At 57.2% G+C, this 18,121-nt stretch carries 6 protein-coding genes; 5 read left to right on the top strand and 1 reads right to left on the bottom strand.

Annotation, left to right across the window (positions count from 1 at the left end; all coding sequences use genetic code 11):
• The first annotated feature begins 22 nt into the window (after positions 1-22).
• The 5 genes from irp1 to fyuA all read left to right on the top strand — a co-directional run bounded on the left by irp1 (position 23) and on the right by fyuA (position 15,144).
• The gene (gene irp1 / locus AC3G3F_RS04615; protein ID WP_488394530.1) at positions 23-9,514 is read left to right on the top strand and encodes a yersiniabactin polyketide synthase HMWP1; all 9,492 of its coding nucleotides are present in this window, start codon (positions 23-25) and stop codon (positions 9,512-9,514) included.
• A complete protein-coding gene (gene ybtU, locus AC3G3F_RS04610; RefSeq protein WP_070801300.1) occupies positions 9,511-10,611 on the top strand; it encodes a yersiniabactin biosynthesis oxidoreductase YbtU in 1,101 nt (366 codons plus the stop codon). The genes irp1 and ybtU overlap by 4 nt, the downstream gene beginning before the upstream one ends.
• The gene (gene ybtT, locus AC3G3F_RS04605; protein ID WP_488394528.1) at positions 10,608-11,411 is read left to right on the top strand and encodes a yersiniabactin biosynthesis thioesterase YbtT; all 804 of its coding nucleotides are present in this window, start codon (positions 10,608-10,610) and stop codon (positions 11,409-11,411) included. The genes ybtU and ybtT overlap by 4 nt, the downstream gene beginning before the upstream one ends.
• Before the next feature lie 3 nt (positions 11,412-11,414).
• Positions 11,415-12,992: a yersiniabactin biosynthesis salycil-AMP ligase YbtE gene (gene ybtE, locus AC3G3F_RS04600; RefSeq protein ID WP_023247669.1), complete on the top strand. Its 1,578-nt coding sequence runs from the start codon at positions 11,415-11,417 to the stop codon at positions 12,990-12,992.
• Between the two features lie 130 nt (positions 12,993-13,122).
• A complete protein-coding gene (gene fyuA, locus AC3G3F_RS04595; RefSeq protein ID WP_053507900.1) occupies positions 13,123-15,144 on the top strand; it encodes a siderophore yersiniabactin receptor FyuA in 2,022 nt (673 codons plus the stop codon).
• Positions 15,145-15,637: 493 nt separating this feature from the next.
• Here fyuA and AC3G3F_RS04590 read toward each other — a convergent pair whose 3' ends face one another.
• Positions 15,638-17,386, bottom strand: coding sequence for a patatin-like phospholipase family protein (locus tag AC3G3F_RS04590; protein WP_023247671.1), 1,749 nt, complete (start codon positions 17,384-17,386; stop codon positions 15,638-15,640).
• Positions 17,387-18,121 lie beyond the last annotated feature (735 nt).

Genomic DNA, 18,121 nt, shown 5'->3' with positions numbered 1-18,121 from the left:
ATCTTAGGAAACGAGACCGATTATGGATAACTTGCGCTTCTCTTCTGCGCCGACAGCAGATTCCATTGATGCATCGATCGCTCAACACTACCCGGACTGCGAACCTGTCGCGGTTATCGGCTACGCCTGCCATTTTCCTGAATCGCCGGATGGCGAAACGTTCTGGCAAAACCTGCTGGAAGGTCGTGAATGCAGCCGACGCTTTACGCGCGAAGAGCTTCTGGCCGTCGGTCTGGATGCCGCCACTATTGACGATCCTCATTATGTCAATATCGGTACGGTGTTAGACAACGCCGACTGCTTCGACGCCACCCTGTTTGGCTATTCGCGACAGGAAGCGGAGTCGATGGACCCGCAGCAGCGCCTGTTTTTGCAGGCGGTCTGGCATGCGCTGGAACATGCCGGTTATGCCCCCGGCGCCGTCCCCCATAAGACCGGTGTTTTCGCCTCTTCCCGGATGAGTACCTACCCCGGTCGCGAAGCATTGAACGTGACAGAAGTCGCGCAGGTAAAGGGTCTGCAATCTCTGATGGGCAATGATAAAGACTATATTGCCACCCGCGCCGCGTACAAACTCAACCTGCACGGCCCGGCGTTATCGGTACAGACCGCCTGCTCCAGCTCGCTGGTTGCCGTGCATCTGGCCTGTGAAAGCCTGCGCGCAGGCGAATCCGATATGGCGGTTGCCGGCGGCGTGGCGCTCTCTTTCCCCCAGCAGGCAGGCTATCGCTACCAGCCCGGAATGATTTTCTCTCCTGATGGTCACTGTCGTCCCTTTGACGCCTCGGCTGAGGGCACCTGGGCCGGTAACGGTCTCGGCTGCGTGGTGTTACGTCGCCTGAGAGATGCGCTACTGTCAGGCGATCCGATTATCTCGGTGATCCTCTCCAGCGCGGTCAACAACGACGGCAACAGAAAGGTCGGCTATACCGCCCCTTCCGTCGCAGGGCAACAGGCGGTCATCGAAGAGGCGTTAATGCTGGCGGCCATCGACGACAGGCAGGTAGGTTACATTGAAACCCACGGCACCGGCACACCGTTGGGCGACGCGATTGAAATTGAAGCGTTACGCAACGTCTATGCGCCTCGCCCGCAGGATCAGCGCTGTGCGCTCGGTTCCGTGAAAAGTAATATGGGGCATCTGGATACCGCGGCGGGCATTGCCGGACTGCTAAAAACCGTTCTGGCAGTCAGCCGCGGACAAATTCCACCCTTACTGAATTTTCACACCCCCAACCCGGCGCTGAAACTTGAAGAGAGCCCCTTTACCATACCGGTGTCAGCGCAGGCGTGGCAGGACGAAATGCGTTATGCGGGCGTCTCCTCCTTTGGTATTGGCGGCACCAACTGCCATATGATCGTCGCCTCGCTGCCTGACGCGCTCAACGCGCGCCTCCCCAATACGGATGGCGGCAGAAAAAGTACCGCGTTGCTGCTCAGCGCCGCCAGCGACAGCGCGTTGCGGCGGCTGGCGACGGATTATGCCGGAGCGCTAAGGAATAATGCGGATGCCAGCTCTCTGGCCTTCACGGCCCTGCACGCGCGCCGTCTCGATCTTCCCTTCCGCCTGGCAGCGCCATTAAACCGTGAAACCGCTTCGGCGCTCAGCGCCTGGGCCGGTGAGAAATCGGGGGCGCTGGTTTACAGCGGCCACGGTGCCAGCGGCAAGCAGGTGTGGCTGTTTACCGGCCAGGGCTCGCACTGGCGCACGATGGGTCAGACAATGTACCGGCACTCAACGGCGTTTGCCGACACGCTGGATCGCTGTTTTTCCGCCTGTAGCGAAATGCTCACGCCGTCACTGCGCGAAGCGATGTTTAACCCCGATTCGGCGCAACTGGACAATATGGCCTGGGCGCAGCCAGCGATTGTCGCGTTTGAAATCGCGATGGCGGCGCACTGGCGCGCTGAAGGACTGAAGCCAGATTTCGCCATTGGGCATTCCGTCGGTGAATTTGCCGCTGCCGTCGTCTGCGGACACTATACGATTGAACAGGTCATGCCACTGGTTTGTCGACGCGGCGCACTGATGCAGCAGTGCGCAAGCGGCGCAATGGTGGCGGTATTTGCAGACGAAGACACGCTGATGCCGCTGGCTCGTCAGTTTGAGCTGGATCTCGCCGCCAACAACGGTACGCAACATACGGTATTTTCCGGGCCGGAAGCCCGTCTCGCGATATTTTGCGCCACGCTCTCGCAGCATGACATTGACTATCGTCGCCTGAGCGTAACCGGCGCGGCGCACTCCGCTTTACTGGAACCGATACTCGATCGGTTCCAGGCCGCCTGCGCGGGGCTGCACGCAGAGCCGGGGCAAATACCGATTATTTCCACGCTCACCGCCGACGTCATTGATGAGTCAACGCTCAACCAGGCGGATTACTGGCGCCGACACATGCGTCAGCCGGTGCGTTTTATCCAGAGTATCCAGATGGCGCATCAGCTCGGCGCCCGCGTTTTTCTGGAGATGGGACCCGATGCCCAGTTGGTTGCTTCCGGGCAGCGCGAATACCGCGATAACGCATACTGGATAGCCAGCGCCCGGCGTAACAAAGAGGCGAGCGATGTCCTCAATCAGGCCCTGCTCCAGCTTTACGCTGCCGGCGTCGCCCTACCGTGGGCCGACCTACTGGCGGGCGATGGACAACGTATCGCTGCGCCATGTTATCCGTTTGATACTGAGCGTTACTGGAAAGAGCGCGTCTCCCCGGCCTGCGAGCCTGCCGACGCAGCGCTGTCTGCCGGGCTGGAGGTGGCGAGTCGCGCCGCGACAGCGCTCGATCTCCCCCGTCTGGAAGCGCTTAAACAGTGCGCCACGCGACTGCACGCCATCTACGTCGATCAACTGGTACAACGCTGTACCGACGATGCCATTGAAAACGGTGTGGACGCCATGACCATCATGCGCCGTGGACGTCTGCTGCCCCGCTACCAGCAGCTACTCCAGCGCCTGCTGAATAACTGCGTGGTCGACGGCGATTACCGCTGCACCGACGGGCGATACGCTCGCGCCCGCCCCATTGAACATCAACAGCGGGAATCACTGCTGACGGAACTTGCCGGTTATTGTGAAGGTTTTCAGGCTATTCCCGACACCATCGCCCGTGCCGGCGATCGGTTATATGAAATGATGAGCGGCGCGGAAGAACCGGTGGCGATTATCTTCCCGCAAAGCGCCTCTGACGGCGTGGAGGTGTTGTATCAGGAATTCAGCTTTGGTCGCTATTTCAACCAAATCGCCGCTGGGGTATTACGCGGCATTGTCCAGACGCGTCAGCCCCGCCAGCCATTGCGTATTCTTGAAGTTGGCGGCGGAACCGGCGGCACCACCGCGTGGCTGCTGCCGGAACTCAGCGGCGTTCCGGCGCTGGAGTACCATTTCACCGATATCTCGGCGCTGTTCACCCGCCGCGCCCAGCAGAAATTCGCCGACTATGATTTTGTGAAGTATAGCGAGCTGGATCTCGAAAAAGAGGCGCAATCGCAGGGTTTCCAGGCACAGTCTTACGATCTCATTGTGGCGGCGAACGTGATTCACGCCACCCGCCATATTGGCCGCACGCTCGATAATCTGCGCCCCCTGCTCAAGCCGGGCGGGCGTCTGCTGATGCGCGAAATCACCCAGCCAATGCGTCTGTTTGATTTCGTTTTCGGCCCGCTGGTTCTTCCGCTACAGGATCTCGACGCCCGCGAAGGTGAGCTATTCCTCACCACCGCTCAGTGGCAGCAACAGTGCCGCCACGCCGGATTCAGCAAAGTGGCGTGGCTACCGCAGGACGACAGCCCGACCGCCGGGATGAGCGAACATATCATTCTCGCCACGCTGCCCGGTCAGGCGGTTAGTGCCGTAACATTCACCGCACCATCAGAACCCGTGTTGGGGCAGGCGCTGACGGATAACGGTGACTATCTTGCCGACTGGTCTGATTGCGCAGGTCAGCCTGAACAGTTTAACGCCCGCTGGCAGGAGGCCTGGAGTCTGCTCTCACAGCGTCATGGCGACGCTCTGTCTGTGGAACCGCCCCTCGCCGCCGCCCCGGAGTGGCTGGGGGAGGTTCGCTTAAGCTGGCAAAACGAAGCCTTTTCCCGCGGTCAGATGCGCGTTGAAGCCCGTCATCCTGATGGTAAGTGGCTGCCGCTATCGCCCGCCGCGCCTCTTCCTTCACCGCAAACGCATTATCAATGGCGCTGGACGCCCCTCAACATCGCCAGCGTTGACCATCCGCTTACCTTCAACTTCAGCGCCGGTATGCTTGCGCGCCGCGACGAGCTGGCGCAATACGGCATCATTCACGATCCGCACGCCTCTTCGCGACTGATGATTGTTGAGGAGAGCGAGGATACGCTGGCCTTAGCGGAGAAAGTGATAGCAGCGCTCACCGCCAGCGCAGCCGGATTGATTGTGGTCACTCGCCGCGCGTGGCGAGTCGAGGAAAATGAAGCGCTCTCTGCGTCCCATCACGCGCTATGGGCCTTGCTTCGCGTCGCGGCCAACGAACAGCCGGAACGGTTGATTGCCGCCATCGATCTCGCCGAAAACACCCCGTGGGAAACGCTACATCAAGGGTTGAGCGCAGTCTCACTATCACAGCGCTGGCTTGCCGCGCGGGGTAACACCCTCTGGCTCCCTTCACTGGCGCCCAATACGGGATGCGCCGCCGAATTACCGGCAAACGTGTTTACCGGCGATAACCGCTGGCATCTGGTGACCGGAGCGTTTGGCGGATTAGGCCGCCTTGCCGTGAACTGGCTCAGAGAAAAAGGGGCGCGACGCATCGCCCTGCTGGCACCGCGCGTGGATGAGTCATGGCTACGCGATGTGGAGGGCGGGCAGACGCGCGTCTGCCGTTGTGATGTGGGCGATGCCGGGCAACTGGCCACGGTTCTTGACGATCTGGCGGCCAACGGCGGCATTGCCGGAGCGATTCATGCCGCTGGCGTATTGGCTGACGCGCCCTTGCAGGAGCTTGATGACCACCAGCTGGCCGCCGTTTTTACGGTAAAAGCGCAGGCGGCAAACCAACTGTTGCAAACCCTGCGCAACCACGACGGACGCTATCTTATTCTCTACTCTTCCGCTGCCGCCACCCTCGGCGCGCCGGGTCAGAGCGCCCATGCGCTGGCCTGCGGCTACCTGGACGGGCTGGCCCAGCAGTTTTCCACCCTTGATGCGCCGAAAACGCTCTCTGTCGCCTGGGGCGCATGGGGAGAAAGCGGTCGGGCGGCCACGCCGGAAATGCTGGCGACGCTCGCCAACCGCGGTATGGGCGCGTTAAGCGATGCCGAAGGCTGCTGGCACCTGGAACAGGCGGTGATGCGCGGCACCCCGTGGCGACTGGCGATGCGCGTTTTTACCGACAAAATGCCCCCGTTACAACAGGCTCTGTTTAACATCAGCGCCACAGAAAAAGCCGCCACACCTGTCATTCCTCCTGCTGATGACAACGCCTTTAACGGCAGCCTGAGCGATGAAACGGCGGTGATGGCATGGCTGAAAAAGCGGATTGCGGTTCAGCTAAGGCTGAGCGATCCGGCATCACTGCGCCCAAACCAGGATCTGTTACAACTCGGCATGGACTCGCTGCTCTTCCTTGAACTCAGTAGCGATATTCAGCACTACCTGGGCGTACGCATCAATGCGGAACGGGCGTGGCAGGATCTGTCTCCTCATGGACTCACGCAGCTTATCTGTTCTAAGCCAGAGACGACGCCTGCCGCTTCGCTGCCGGAAGTGTTGCGGCACGACGCCGACGAGCGTTATGCGCCCTTCCCATTGACGCCCATTCAGCACGCCTACTGGCTGGGGCGAACCCACCTCATTGGCTATGGCGGCGTCGCCTGTCACGTCCTGTTTGAGTGGGATAAACGCCACGATGAGTTTGATCTCGCTATACTGGAGAAAGCATGGAACCAGCTCATCGCTCGCCACGATATGTTGCGTATGGTGGTTGATGCCGACGGGCAGCAGCGAGTCCTGGCGACAACGCCTGAGTATCACATCCCACGCGACGATCTGCGCGCGCTTTCCCCGGAAGAACAGCGTATAGCGCTGGAAAAACGGCGGCATGAACTGAGCTATCGCGTTTTGCCTGCCGACCAGTGGCCTCTTTTTGAGCTGGTGGTCAGCGAAATCGACGATTGCCATTACCGCCTGCACATGAACCTCGACCTTTTGCAGTTTGATGTGCAGAGTTTTAAAGTCATGATGGACGATCTGGCGCAAGTCTGGCGCGGCGAAACACTGGCGCCGCTCGATATCACCTTCCGTGATTATGTGATGGCTGAACAGGCGCGCCGACAGACATCGGCATGGCACAATGCCTGGGATTACTGGCAGGAAAAACTGCCGCAACTGCCCTTAGCGCCAGAGCTGCCGGTGGTTGAAACACCCCCGGAAACGCCACACTTCACCACTTTCAAATCGACGATCGGCAAGAAAGAATGGCAGGCCGTGAAACAACGCTGGCAGCAGCAAGGCGTCACACCGTCTGCCGCGCTGCTCACGTTGTTTGCCGCCACCCTTGAGCGCTGGAGCCGCACCACGGCATTTACGCTGAACCTGACTTTCTTCAATCGTCAGCCGATCCATCCGCAAATCAACCAGTTGATTGGTGATTTTACCTCCGTCACGCTGGTTGATTTTAACTTCTCAACGCCGGTGACGTTGCAAGAGCAGATGCAACAGACCCAACAGTGCCTCTGGCAAAACATGGCGCACAGTGAAATGAACGGTGTTGAGGTGATCCGTGAGCTGGGCCGCCTGCGCGGGTCACAACGTCAACCGCTGATGCCGGTGGTGTTTACCAGTATGCTGGGGATGACGCTGGAAGGCATGACTATCGATCAGGCAATGAGCCATCTGTTCGGCGAACCCTGCTATGTGTTCACGCAAACGCCGCAGGTCTGGCTGGATCATCAGGTCATGGAGAGCGACGGCGAGTTGATGTTTAGCTGGTACTGCATGGACAACGTGCTGGAACCCGGCGCTGCCGAGGCAATGTTTAATGACTATTGCGCCATCCTGCAAGCCGTCATTGCCGCTCCTGAAAGCCTGAAGACTCTCGCCAGCGGCATCGCCGGGCACATTCCCCGTCGACGCTGGCCGCTGAACGCACAGACAGACTACGACCTGCGGGATATTGAGCAGGCGACGCTCGAATACCCCGGCATCCGGCAGACCAGAGCGGAAATAGCCGAACAAGGCGCGTTGACGCTGGATATCGTGATGGCCGATGATCCGTCGCCATCAGCGGCGACGCCCGATGAGCACGATCTCGCCCAACTGGCGCTGCCGTTGCCTGCGCAGGTGCAGCTTGATGAACTGGAGGCGACCTGGCGCTGGCTGGAGGCGCGTGCGCTACAGGGGATCGCGGCTACGCTAAATCGTCACAGCCTGTTTACCACGCCGGAGATCGCCCATCGCTTTAGCGCAATAGTACAGGCGCTGTCCGCGCAAGCATCTCACCAGCGTCTGCTGCGCCAGTGGCTACAGTGTCTGACGGAAAGAGAGTGGTTAATCCGCGAGGGTGAAAGCTGGCGCTGCCGCATTCCGCTCAGCGAGATTCCTGAGCCTCAGGAAGCGTGCCCGCAAAGCCAATGGAGCCAGGCGTTGGCGCAGTATCTGGAAACCTGCATCGCCCGGCACGACGCCCTCTTCTCCGGGCAGTGTTCACCGCTGGAATTGCTGTTCAACGAGCAGCATCGCGTGACCGACGCGCTGTATCGCGACAACCCCGCCAGCGCCTGTCTGAATCGCTATATCGCGCAGATTGCCGCCTTGTGCGGCGCAGAACGGATTCTGGAGGTTGGCGCCGGAACCGCAGCCACTACCGCGCCGGTACTGAAGGCCACGCGGAACACGCGGCAGTCGTACCACTTCACGGACGTCTCCGCACAGTTCCTCAATGACGCCAGAGCCCGTTTCCATGATGAATCGCGGGTGTCTTATGCCTTATTCGACATCAACCAGCCGCTGGATTTCACCGCCCACCCGGAGGCGGGTTACGACCTGATCGTTGCCGTCAATGTGCTCCACGACGCCAGCCATGTCGTCCAGACGTTGCGCAGATTAAAACTGTTGCTGAAAGCCGGCGGACGTTTGCTGATCGTTGAAGCGACGGAGCGAAACAGCGTATTCCAACTGGCGAGCGTGGGCTTTATTGAGGGATTAAGCGGATACCGCGATTTCCGCCGCCGGGATGAGAAACCGATGCTCACCCGCTCCGCATGGCAGGAGGTTCTCGTTCAGGCCGGGTTTGCAAACGAGCTGGCGTGGCCCACGCAGGAATCGTCGCCGCTGCGCCAGCATCTGCTGCTGGCGCGTTCGCCTGGCGTAAATCGCCCGAATAAAGAAGCCGTGAGCCGCTATTTACAGCAGCGCTTTGGCATCGGTCTGCCCGTTTTACAGATCCGGCAAAGAGAAACGTTATTTACGCCGCAGCATGCCCCGTCTGATGCGCTGATTGAGCCACCCAAACCCACGCCAGTTGCCGGGGGGAATCCGGCGCTGGAAAAACAGGTGGCTGAACTCTGGCAATCGCTGCTGTCTCGCCCCGTGGCAAGGCATCACGACTTTTTCGAACTGGGCGGCGACAGCCTGATGGCGACAAGGATGGTCGCGCAGCTAAACCGGAGAGGGATTGCCAGGGCTAACCTTCAGGATCTGTTCAGCCATTCGACGCTGAGCGACTTCTGCGCCCATCTACAGACGGCTACGTCAGGAGAGGACAACCCGGTTCCCCTTTGTCAGGGCGACGGCGAGGAAACCCTGTTTGTCTTCCACGCTTCGGACGGCGATATCAGCGCCTGGCTACCGCTCGCCAGCGCGCTGAACAGGCGCGTTTTCGGCCTGCAAGCAAAATCGCCGCTGCGCTTTGCCACGCTTGACCAGATGATCGATGAGTATGTCGGGTGCATCCGTCGCCAGCAGCCTCACGGCCCTTATGTGCTGGCGGGTTGGTCGTATGGCGCGTTTCTCGCGGCGGGTGCCGCACAGCGCCTGTACGCCAAAGGCGAGCAGGTTCGCATGGTGTTAATCGATCCCGTGTGCCGACAGGATTTCTGTTGCGACAACCGGGCGGCCCTGCTGCGCCTGTTAGCCGAAGAACAAACGCCTCTGGCGCTACCCGAACATTTCGACCAGCAGACGCCCAACAGCCAGCTTGCTGACTTTATCGGTCTCGCTAAAACGGCCGGTATGGTGTCGCAAAACCTGACGCTGCAAGCGGCAGAAACGTGGCTCGACAACATCGCGCATCTGCTGCGTTTACTGACTGAGCATACGCCGGGCGAAAGCGTTCCGGTCCCCTGTCTCATGGTGTATGCCGCCGGGAGACCCGCGCGCTGGACGCCAGCAGAAACCGAGTGGCAGGGCTGGATAAACAACGCCGACGGCTATGTGATTGAAGCCAGCCACTGGCAAATCATGATGGAAGCCCCCCACGTTCAGGCTTGTGCGCAACACATTACGCGCTGGCTTTGCGCAACCTCAACGCAACCGGAGAACACGTTATGATGTCGTCCGCCTCCCCAAAACAACGCGTACTGATTGTGGGCGCCAAATTTGGCGAAATGTACCTGAATGCCTTTATGCAGCCCCCGGAGGGGCTGGAACTGGTTGGCCTGCTGGCGCAAGGAAGCGCCCGTTCAAGAGAGCTGGCCCATGCGTTTGGCATTCCGCTGTATACCTCGCCGGAACAGATAACCAGAATGCCGGATATCGCCTGTATTGTCGTGCGTTCGACCGTCGCCGGAGGAACCGGTACGCAGCTTGCCAGACACTTTCTGGCGCGCGGCGTACACGTCATTCAGGAGCATCCCCTCCACCCGGATGACATCAGTTCCTTACAAACGCTGGCGCAGGAACAGGGTTGCTGCTATTGGGTAAACACATTTTATCCGCATACGCGCGCGGGACGCACATGGCTTCGCGATGCGCAGCAACTGCGTCGCTGCCTGGCTAAAACGCCGCCGGTAGTCCACGCCACCACCAGCCGTCAGTTGCTCTACTCCACGCTGGATTTGTTGTTGCTGGCTCTGGGCGTTGATGCCGTCGCCGTGGAGTGCGACGTGGTTGGCAGCTTTAGCGATTTTCACTGTCTGAGACTCTTCTGGCCGAAGGGAGAAGCCTGCCTGCTGCTTCAGCGCTATCTCGATCCTGACGATCCAGATATGCATAGCCTTATCATGCACCGCCTGCTGCTGGGCTGGCCGGAAGGTCATCTTTCGCTGGAAGCGAGCTACGGCCCCGTCATCTGGTCATCCAGCCTGTTTGTCGCAGACCATCAGGAGAACGCTCACAGTCTCTATCGCAGACCGGAAATCCTGCGCGATCCGCCGGGTCTGACGCGCAGCGCGGCCCCCCTGAGCTGGCGTGACTGCTGCGAAACCGTCGGGCCGGAGGGTGTCAGTTGGTTGCTACACCAGTTGCGCAGCCATCTGGCGGGCGAACATCCACCAGCGGCCTGCCAAAGCGTACATCAGATCGCGTTATCACGTTTATGGCAGCAGATTCTACGTCAGACCGGCAATGCGGAGATCAGACGCCTGACGCCGCCGCACCACGACCGGTTAGCCGGTTTCTACAACGATGATGATAAGGAGGCGCTGTGACGCAATCTGCAATGTGCATCCCGCTGTGGCCCGCCCGGAACGGCAATACTGCGCATCTGGTCATGTGCCCTTTCGCTGGCGGCAGCAGTAGCGCGTTTCGCCACTGGCAAGCTGAGCAACTGGCTGATTGCGCGCTTTCTCTGGTGATCTGGCCGGGGCGCGATCGCCTTCGCCATCTGGAACCGCTCAGAAACATTACACAACTGGCGGCACTGCTGGCGAACGAGCTGGAAGCATCCGTATCGCCTGACACGCCGCTTTTACTCGCCGGGCACAGCATGGGGGCGCAGGTGGCGTTTGAAACCTGCCGACTTCTGGAGCAACGGGGGCATGCGCCGCAAGGACTGATTATTTCCGGGTGCCATGCCCCGCATCTGCATTCTGAACGCCAGCTCAGCCATCGCGATGATGCCGACTTTATCGCTGAACTGATAGACATTGGCGGATGTTCTCCTGAACTGCGGGAAAACCAGGAATTAATGTCGCTGTTTCTTCCTCTTCTGCGCGCTGATTTTGACGCCACCGAGAGCTATCACTACGACTCGCCCGACGTCTGTCCGCCGCTGCGCACGCCTGCGCTGTTATTGTGCGGTAGCCACGATCGCGAAGCCTCCTGGCAGCAGGTCGATGCCTGGCGTCAGTGGCTGAGCCACGTTACAGGCCCGGTGGTGATTGACGGCGATCATTTCTATCCCATTCAACAAGCCCGGTCCTTTTTTACGCAGATTATCCGCCATTTTCCCCATGCATTTTCTGCAATGACCGCTTTGCAAAAACAGCCCAGCACTTCAGAAAGGTGACGCATGAATTCTTCCTTTGAATCTCTGATTGAACAGTATCCCTTACCCATTGCCGAACAGTTGCGCCACTGGGCGGCCCGTTATGCCTCGCGAATTGCCGTCGTTGATGCAAAGGGGTCGTTAACCTACAGCGCGCTTGATGCACGGGTCGACGAACTTGCCGCAGGTCTGTCATCACTGGGTTTGCGTTCGGGGGAGCATGTGATTGTGCAGCTTCCCAACGACAACGCGTTTGTTACCCTGCTGTTCGCCTTGTTAAGACTGGGCGTTATCCCCGTGCTGGCGATGCCCTCCCAACGGGCGCTGGATATCGACGCGCTGGTTGAGCTGGCGCAACCCGTCGCTTACGTTATTCACGGGGAAAACCACGCAGAGCTGGCCCGACAGATGGCGCACAAACACGCCTGCTTGCGTCATGTTCTGGTCGCTGGAGAGACCGTGAGCAACGATTTTACGCCGCTCTTCTCCCTTCACGGTGAGCAGCAGGCGTGGCCGCAGCCTGATGTTTCCGCCACCGCGTTGCTGCTACTTTCTGGCGGCACAACCGGCACGCCCAAACTCATCCCTCGCCGACACGCCGACTATAGCTATAACTTCAGCGCTTCTGCTGAACTGTGCAGCATCAGTCAACAGAGCGTATATCTCGCCGTCCTCCCGGTGGCGCATAACTTTCCACTGGCCTGCCCCGGCATTCTGGGTACGCTTGCCTGCGGCGGAAAAGTGGTGCTGACCGACAGCGCCAGCTGTGATGAGGTGATGCCGTTAATCGCGCAGGAAGGCGTGACTCACGTCGCCCTGGTTCCGGCGCTGGCGCAATTATGGGTGCAGGCCAGGGAGTGGGAAGACAGCGACCTCTCGTCGCTGCGCGTCATTCAGGCAGGCGGCGCCCGGCTCGACCCGACGCTTGCTGAGCAGGTTATCGCCACCTTTGACTGTACCCTGCAACAGGTCTTCGGTATGGCGGAAGGCCTGCTCTGCTTTACCCGGCTGGACGATCCGCATACCACTATTCTCCACAGCCAGGGGCGCCCGTTGTCCCCTCTGGATGAAATCCGCATCGTTGATCAAGACGAGAACGACGTCGCGCCGGGCGAAACAGGGCAATTGTTAACGCGCGGCCCTTATACCATTTCAGGTTATTACCGCGCCCCTGCCCACAACGCGCAGGCCTTTACCGCGCAAGGGTTTTACCGCACAGGCGACAATGTCAGGCTGGATGAGGCGGGGAACCTGCACGTTGAGGGGCGCATAAAAGAGCAGATCAACCGCGCCGGAGAAAAAATAGCCGCGGCTGAAGTGGAGTCGGCACTGATGCGTTTAGCGGAAGTGCAAGATTGCGCGGTAGTCGCCGCGCCGGACACGCTGCTTGGTGAGCGGATTTGCGCGTTTATCATCGCGCAGCAGGTGCCAACTGACTATCAGCAGTTGCGTCAACAACTGACCCGTATGGGGCTCAGCACGTGGAAAATTCCTGACCAAATCGAGTTTCTGGCCCACTGGCCACTCACCGCCGTCGGCAAGATAGACAAAAAACGCCTGACGGCTCTCGCCATCGACCGTTATCGCCATTCCGCCCAATAAGCGCAAACCGACCCGAAACAGGTTGAAATAAATCCGTTTCGGGTAGCACCACTATTAGAAATAGTTATCATTTTCAATTCACCATTGTCGGTATTTTTGGCGTTTCGCCGTCTTACAGGGACTCACAACAATGAAAATGACACGGCTTTATCCTCTGGCCTTGGGGGGATTATTGCTCCCCGCCATTGCTAATGCCCAGACTTCACAGCAAGACGAAAGCACGCTGGTGGTTACCGCCAGTAAACAATCTTCCCGCTCGGCATCAGCCAACAATGTCTCGTCTACCGTTGTCAGCGCGCCGGAGTTAAGCGACGCCGGCGTTACCGCCAGCGACAAACTCCCCAAAGTCTTGCCTGGGCTCAATATTGAAAATAGCGGCAACATGCTTTTTTCGACAATCTCGCTACGCGGCGTCTCTTCGGCGCAGGACTTCTATAACCCCGCCGTCACCCTGTATGTCGATGGCGTCCCTCAGCTTTCTACCAACACCATCCAGGCGCTTACCGATGTGCAAAGCGTGGAGTTGCTGCGTGGCCCACAGGGAACGTTATATGGCAAAAGCGCTCAGGGCGGGATCATCAACATCGTCACCCGGCAGCCGGACAACACGCCGCGCGGCTATATTGAAGGCGGCGTCAGCAGCCGCGACAGTTATCGAAGTAAATTCAACCTGAGCGGCCCCATTCAGGATGGCCTGCTGTACGGCAGCGTCACCCTATTACGCCAGGTTGATGACGGCGACATGATTAACCCCGCGACGGGAAGCGATGATTTAGGCGGCACCCGCGCCAGCATAGGGAACGTGAAACTGCGTCTGGCGCCGGACGATCAGCCCTGGGAAATAGGCTTTGCCGCCTCACGCGAATGTACCCGTGCCACCCAGGACGCCTATGTGGGATGGAATGATATTAAGGGCCGTAAGCTGTCGATCAGCGATGGTTTACCAGACCCGTACATGCGGCGCTGCACTGACAGCCAGACCCTGAGTGGGAAATACACCACCGACGACTGGGTTTTCAACCTGATCAGCGCCTGGCAGCAGCAGCATTATTCGCGCACCTTCCCTTCCGGTTCGTTAATCGTCAATATGCCTCAGCGCTGGAATCAGGATGTCCAGGAGCTGCGCGCCGCAACCCTGGGCGATGCGCGTACCGTTGATATGGTGTTTGGCCTCTATCGCCAGAACACGCGCGAGCAAATGCAGGCAACTTACGACATGCCTACCATGCGTTATCTGACCAGCGCCGGCTATACCACCGCTGAAACGCTGGCCGCATACAGTGACCTGACCTGGCATTTAACCGATCGTTTTGATATCGGCGGCGGCGTGCGCTTCTCGCATGATAAATCCAGTACACAATATCACGGCAGCATGCGCGGCAATCCGTTTGGCGACCAGGGTAAGAGCAATGACAATCAGGTGCTCGGACAGCTATCCGCAGGCTATATGCTGACCGACGACTGGAGAGTGTATACCCGTGTAGCCCAGGGATATAAACCTTCCGGGTACAACATCGTGCCTACTGCGGGTCTTGATGCCAAACCGTTCGTCGCCGAGAAATCCATCAACTATGAACTTGGCACTCGCTACGAAACTGCTGACGTCACGCTGCAAGCCGCGACGTTTTATACCCACACCAAAGACATGCAGCTCTACTCTGGCCCGGTCGGGATGCAGACATTAAGCAATGCGGGTAAAGCCGACGCCACCGGCGTTGAGCTTGAAGCGAAGTGGCGGTTTGCGCCAGGCTGGTCATGGGATATCAATGGCAACATGATCCGTTCCGAATTCACCAATGACAGTGAGTTGTATCACGGCAACCGGGTGCCGTTCGTACCACGTTATGGCGCGGGAAGCAGTGTGAACGGCGTGATTGATACGCGCTATGGCGCACTGATGCCCCGACTGGCGGTTAATCTGGTCGGGCCGCATTATTTCGATGGCGACAACCAGTTGCGGCAAGGCACCTATGCCACCCTGGACAGCAGCCTGGGCTGGCAGGCGACTGAACGGATGAACATTTCCATCTATGTCGATAACCTGTTCGACCGTCGTTACCGTACCTATGGCTACATGAACGGCAGCAGCGCCGTCGCGCAGGTGAATATGGGGCGCACCGTCGGTATCAATACGCGAATTGATTTCTTCTGATCCTTTAAATAAACAGGGATGCCGTCACGGCATCCCTGATGCGCTTATCCCGCCCAGGGCAGCTCCGCCCAGGTTCCCCCCCTGCCTCTTCGTCTATGTGGACTGACCCCACATCAGCAGCCAGATGAGAGTCAAGTTCTGCGACCATTGAGTTAACTCATTGTTTATTAGCGTTAAGTTACCATTCTTTTCTGTTAATATCTGATCGGTTATAAAGCCCTAAGCGCTTTGTCAAAATCGAAGGGATGATGCATGTGTCATTCCTTTTTTGACGTATATTACGGGAATGACACAGAATTTCTAACGCGCTTTGGAAAAAAACTTTATACCTAAAGCTTGCCGATGCAGAGCCCTCCCCTCCTTTACAACTCCGCCAGGGTTGCAATGTCATCGCCCCGACATTCAGGGCTTACAACCTCCGGCTCACAGGCCTGCAATAGACACCATCCTGCAGCGACAGTGGCACAGGCAGCGGTATAAGAGAACTCAACATTTACTGCATGTACATACGACCGTTCCAGCCATAATAAAATAACGTCTCATTCCAGAACACCTCTCGTTGTTCCGATGTCAGAGGTTTTTCGGAGCGTGACGCATTCCGTTTTTGATTACTGTTGTCAAAGATCCTGTCACCGATTACGTCACTATATTCCCTTAGACGCAACATTTGTGTTTTAGTGACTGATGTCGTTTCATCACATGAGTTAGTCGCGTCCTTGTAAAAGACATCCGTATGCTGAACGCCTCTGACAAGCATGTCACGCATATGCATCAAACACCTATTCGCTGGCCAAAAAAGAAGTTTCGTAAAAGCGGTAATATCGGCGACATCGTCTTGTGGCAGCCCGAAGGTAGTTGGAATCAGTTTCAACCGCCTTTGAAGCGCTTTTACTTCATTGTGATGTGTGGTCCAATCAATAGGTGGGTAGTCACATCCTGAAGACTGGCCGTTTTTATCAATTGATTCACAGAAATAGATGGGCGGTGGCGGCCCGGCTATTTCCTCACTATCAAACGAAAGATGGACAAAAAATAGCTTCTGCTTAAGCAGTGTGTTTATTTCATCCCAGTTCGCGCGAACTCCACCTGCACAAATGTTGTCAGGTAGCCCATCTTTACGGCACTGCTCGCTATCGGCGGGCGGTACAAAAATTCGCGACCTGAACTCCGCCAGTGCCCGGGTCCTGCTTACAGCCAGGAGTGAATCAAAAGCAGTGAGTAACGTATTAGTATCAATAACCAGCCCCATCGGTGAGCGCATATACGGGGTATCGTCCCTATGGTTACCCTGAATACCAAAGGCATCCACTGTTAACACAATCACCTGATCGCATTGTGTTAGTATCCGGTGAGAATCTTCGATGAGCGCTCTTTTCACCGCCAGCAACCCCAGGTTATCCGAAGCACCACCGTCAATCAGATGAACATACTTTGGTATGCCGGCTTCCGTCTCATCAGTGCCTCGTTGAAAACGATTTAATACGACCGGCGACATCATGCCAGGGAAGGCTGCAGAGGCGGCGACAGCCCGGGAAATAGGCATGCTTTGATAATCAACACCGATTGAGCCAAGATTCGTCTCCGTAAAAGTAAAAAGGCTACCGAATGGACGGGGGCGAAATGCATCAGAATCATCCCGGGTGGCGATTGTTGAGTTAATGATGATTTGAGGGCGCGTGGGATTCATATCCCCCAACGTGAGCGTACGGCGTTCTCCGGGCACATTGAAGACATCTGAATCCAGAACGGCGAACAGAGCATCCGTCCGGGTTTGGTGACCAAAAATATAGCTGCCGAGAAATATTGGATTGGCTAACTTTGCAGCAGCACTCAACCTCAGGTTAGCGTCCAGGCGTTCGCGTATCAGATTATCATTCCAAACCGGACGCCACACCTCACCCTGCCCCACGTCTTCCGAGATTCCATACAGCGCCGCCGCCAGTGAACCTCCAGAAACAGAAGAGATCACATTGATATGATGAGTGAGATCCTCGCCGTCAACATGCTTAAGTTCCGATAAGACTCGCGCCCCGAAGATTGCCGAACGAGAACCACCGCCAGAGATCGTCATAAAAAATGCCGTACGCTTCCCCGACCCATCGGCGGAACAGATTGGCTGTTGTACCAAGGGTAAATCACCCGAAATACGTGCGGCAGGCTTACCGGATATTGTTGGTCCACACCCCGTAAGGAAAATTGCAGATGCAAACAAAAATGCGAATAATGAAACTGAGACTTTCATGACCTTCCCTGAGCTCAGGTACAACGCATGGTCGTACTGTCAGACTGGTAGACATTCCCCTTCCACGTAGAAGAAGCATTATTTACGCATTACGCGTACATATCGAAAAAAAAGATTGTACGATCAATTAGCTAATCAACACATCGCTATTTAATACTTTCTCACTCGCCAAATTCAGTACCACATATCCCGCCTCATCGTTTTCTGCCAGCATATTTAGCTGCATGATTAACTGAGTATTCATGCCGTCCTCCTCCTTACCATAGAGTCACGTGGACTGACGAATGACCAACTGTGTCTGCAGCAGTTCGGGGATGAGCATCTAAATATAGAGAAAAAACAGTACCACACAATCCTGGTGAACAAGAATTGACTGTTGCTGTGATAACTAGCATCAGTTAACAGCATCAACAAAAGTGAGTACAAACATGAGTATAAAAATAACATTAAAAAATATAAATATTAAATATCAATATGATAATTAAAAAATCACGGCTCAGCGTCGAATAAAATCTGCTGTCTCATGAGGTTTCGTTGAATCTCACAAGAGTCGTAAAAAGCGATAAAATCCACGCAATTGCGTGAATTTTATCTTTCATAGTATCTCAGATGACATCGTAGAAATGCAGCTAAACGGAGTACGCCAGTGAATATGGCAAGCAGCGTAGTATTATTCCCGGCACGATTCATACCTTGAAGACGTCTCCAGCCCCGCCCCGCGGTATCCGTCCGCTA

This window comes from Salmonella sp. FC25216 (genome assembly GCF_057751355.1).
This window is presented reverse-complemented; position numbering and strand designations above follow the sequence as displayed.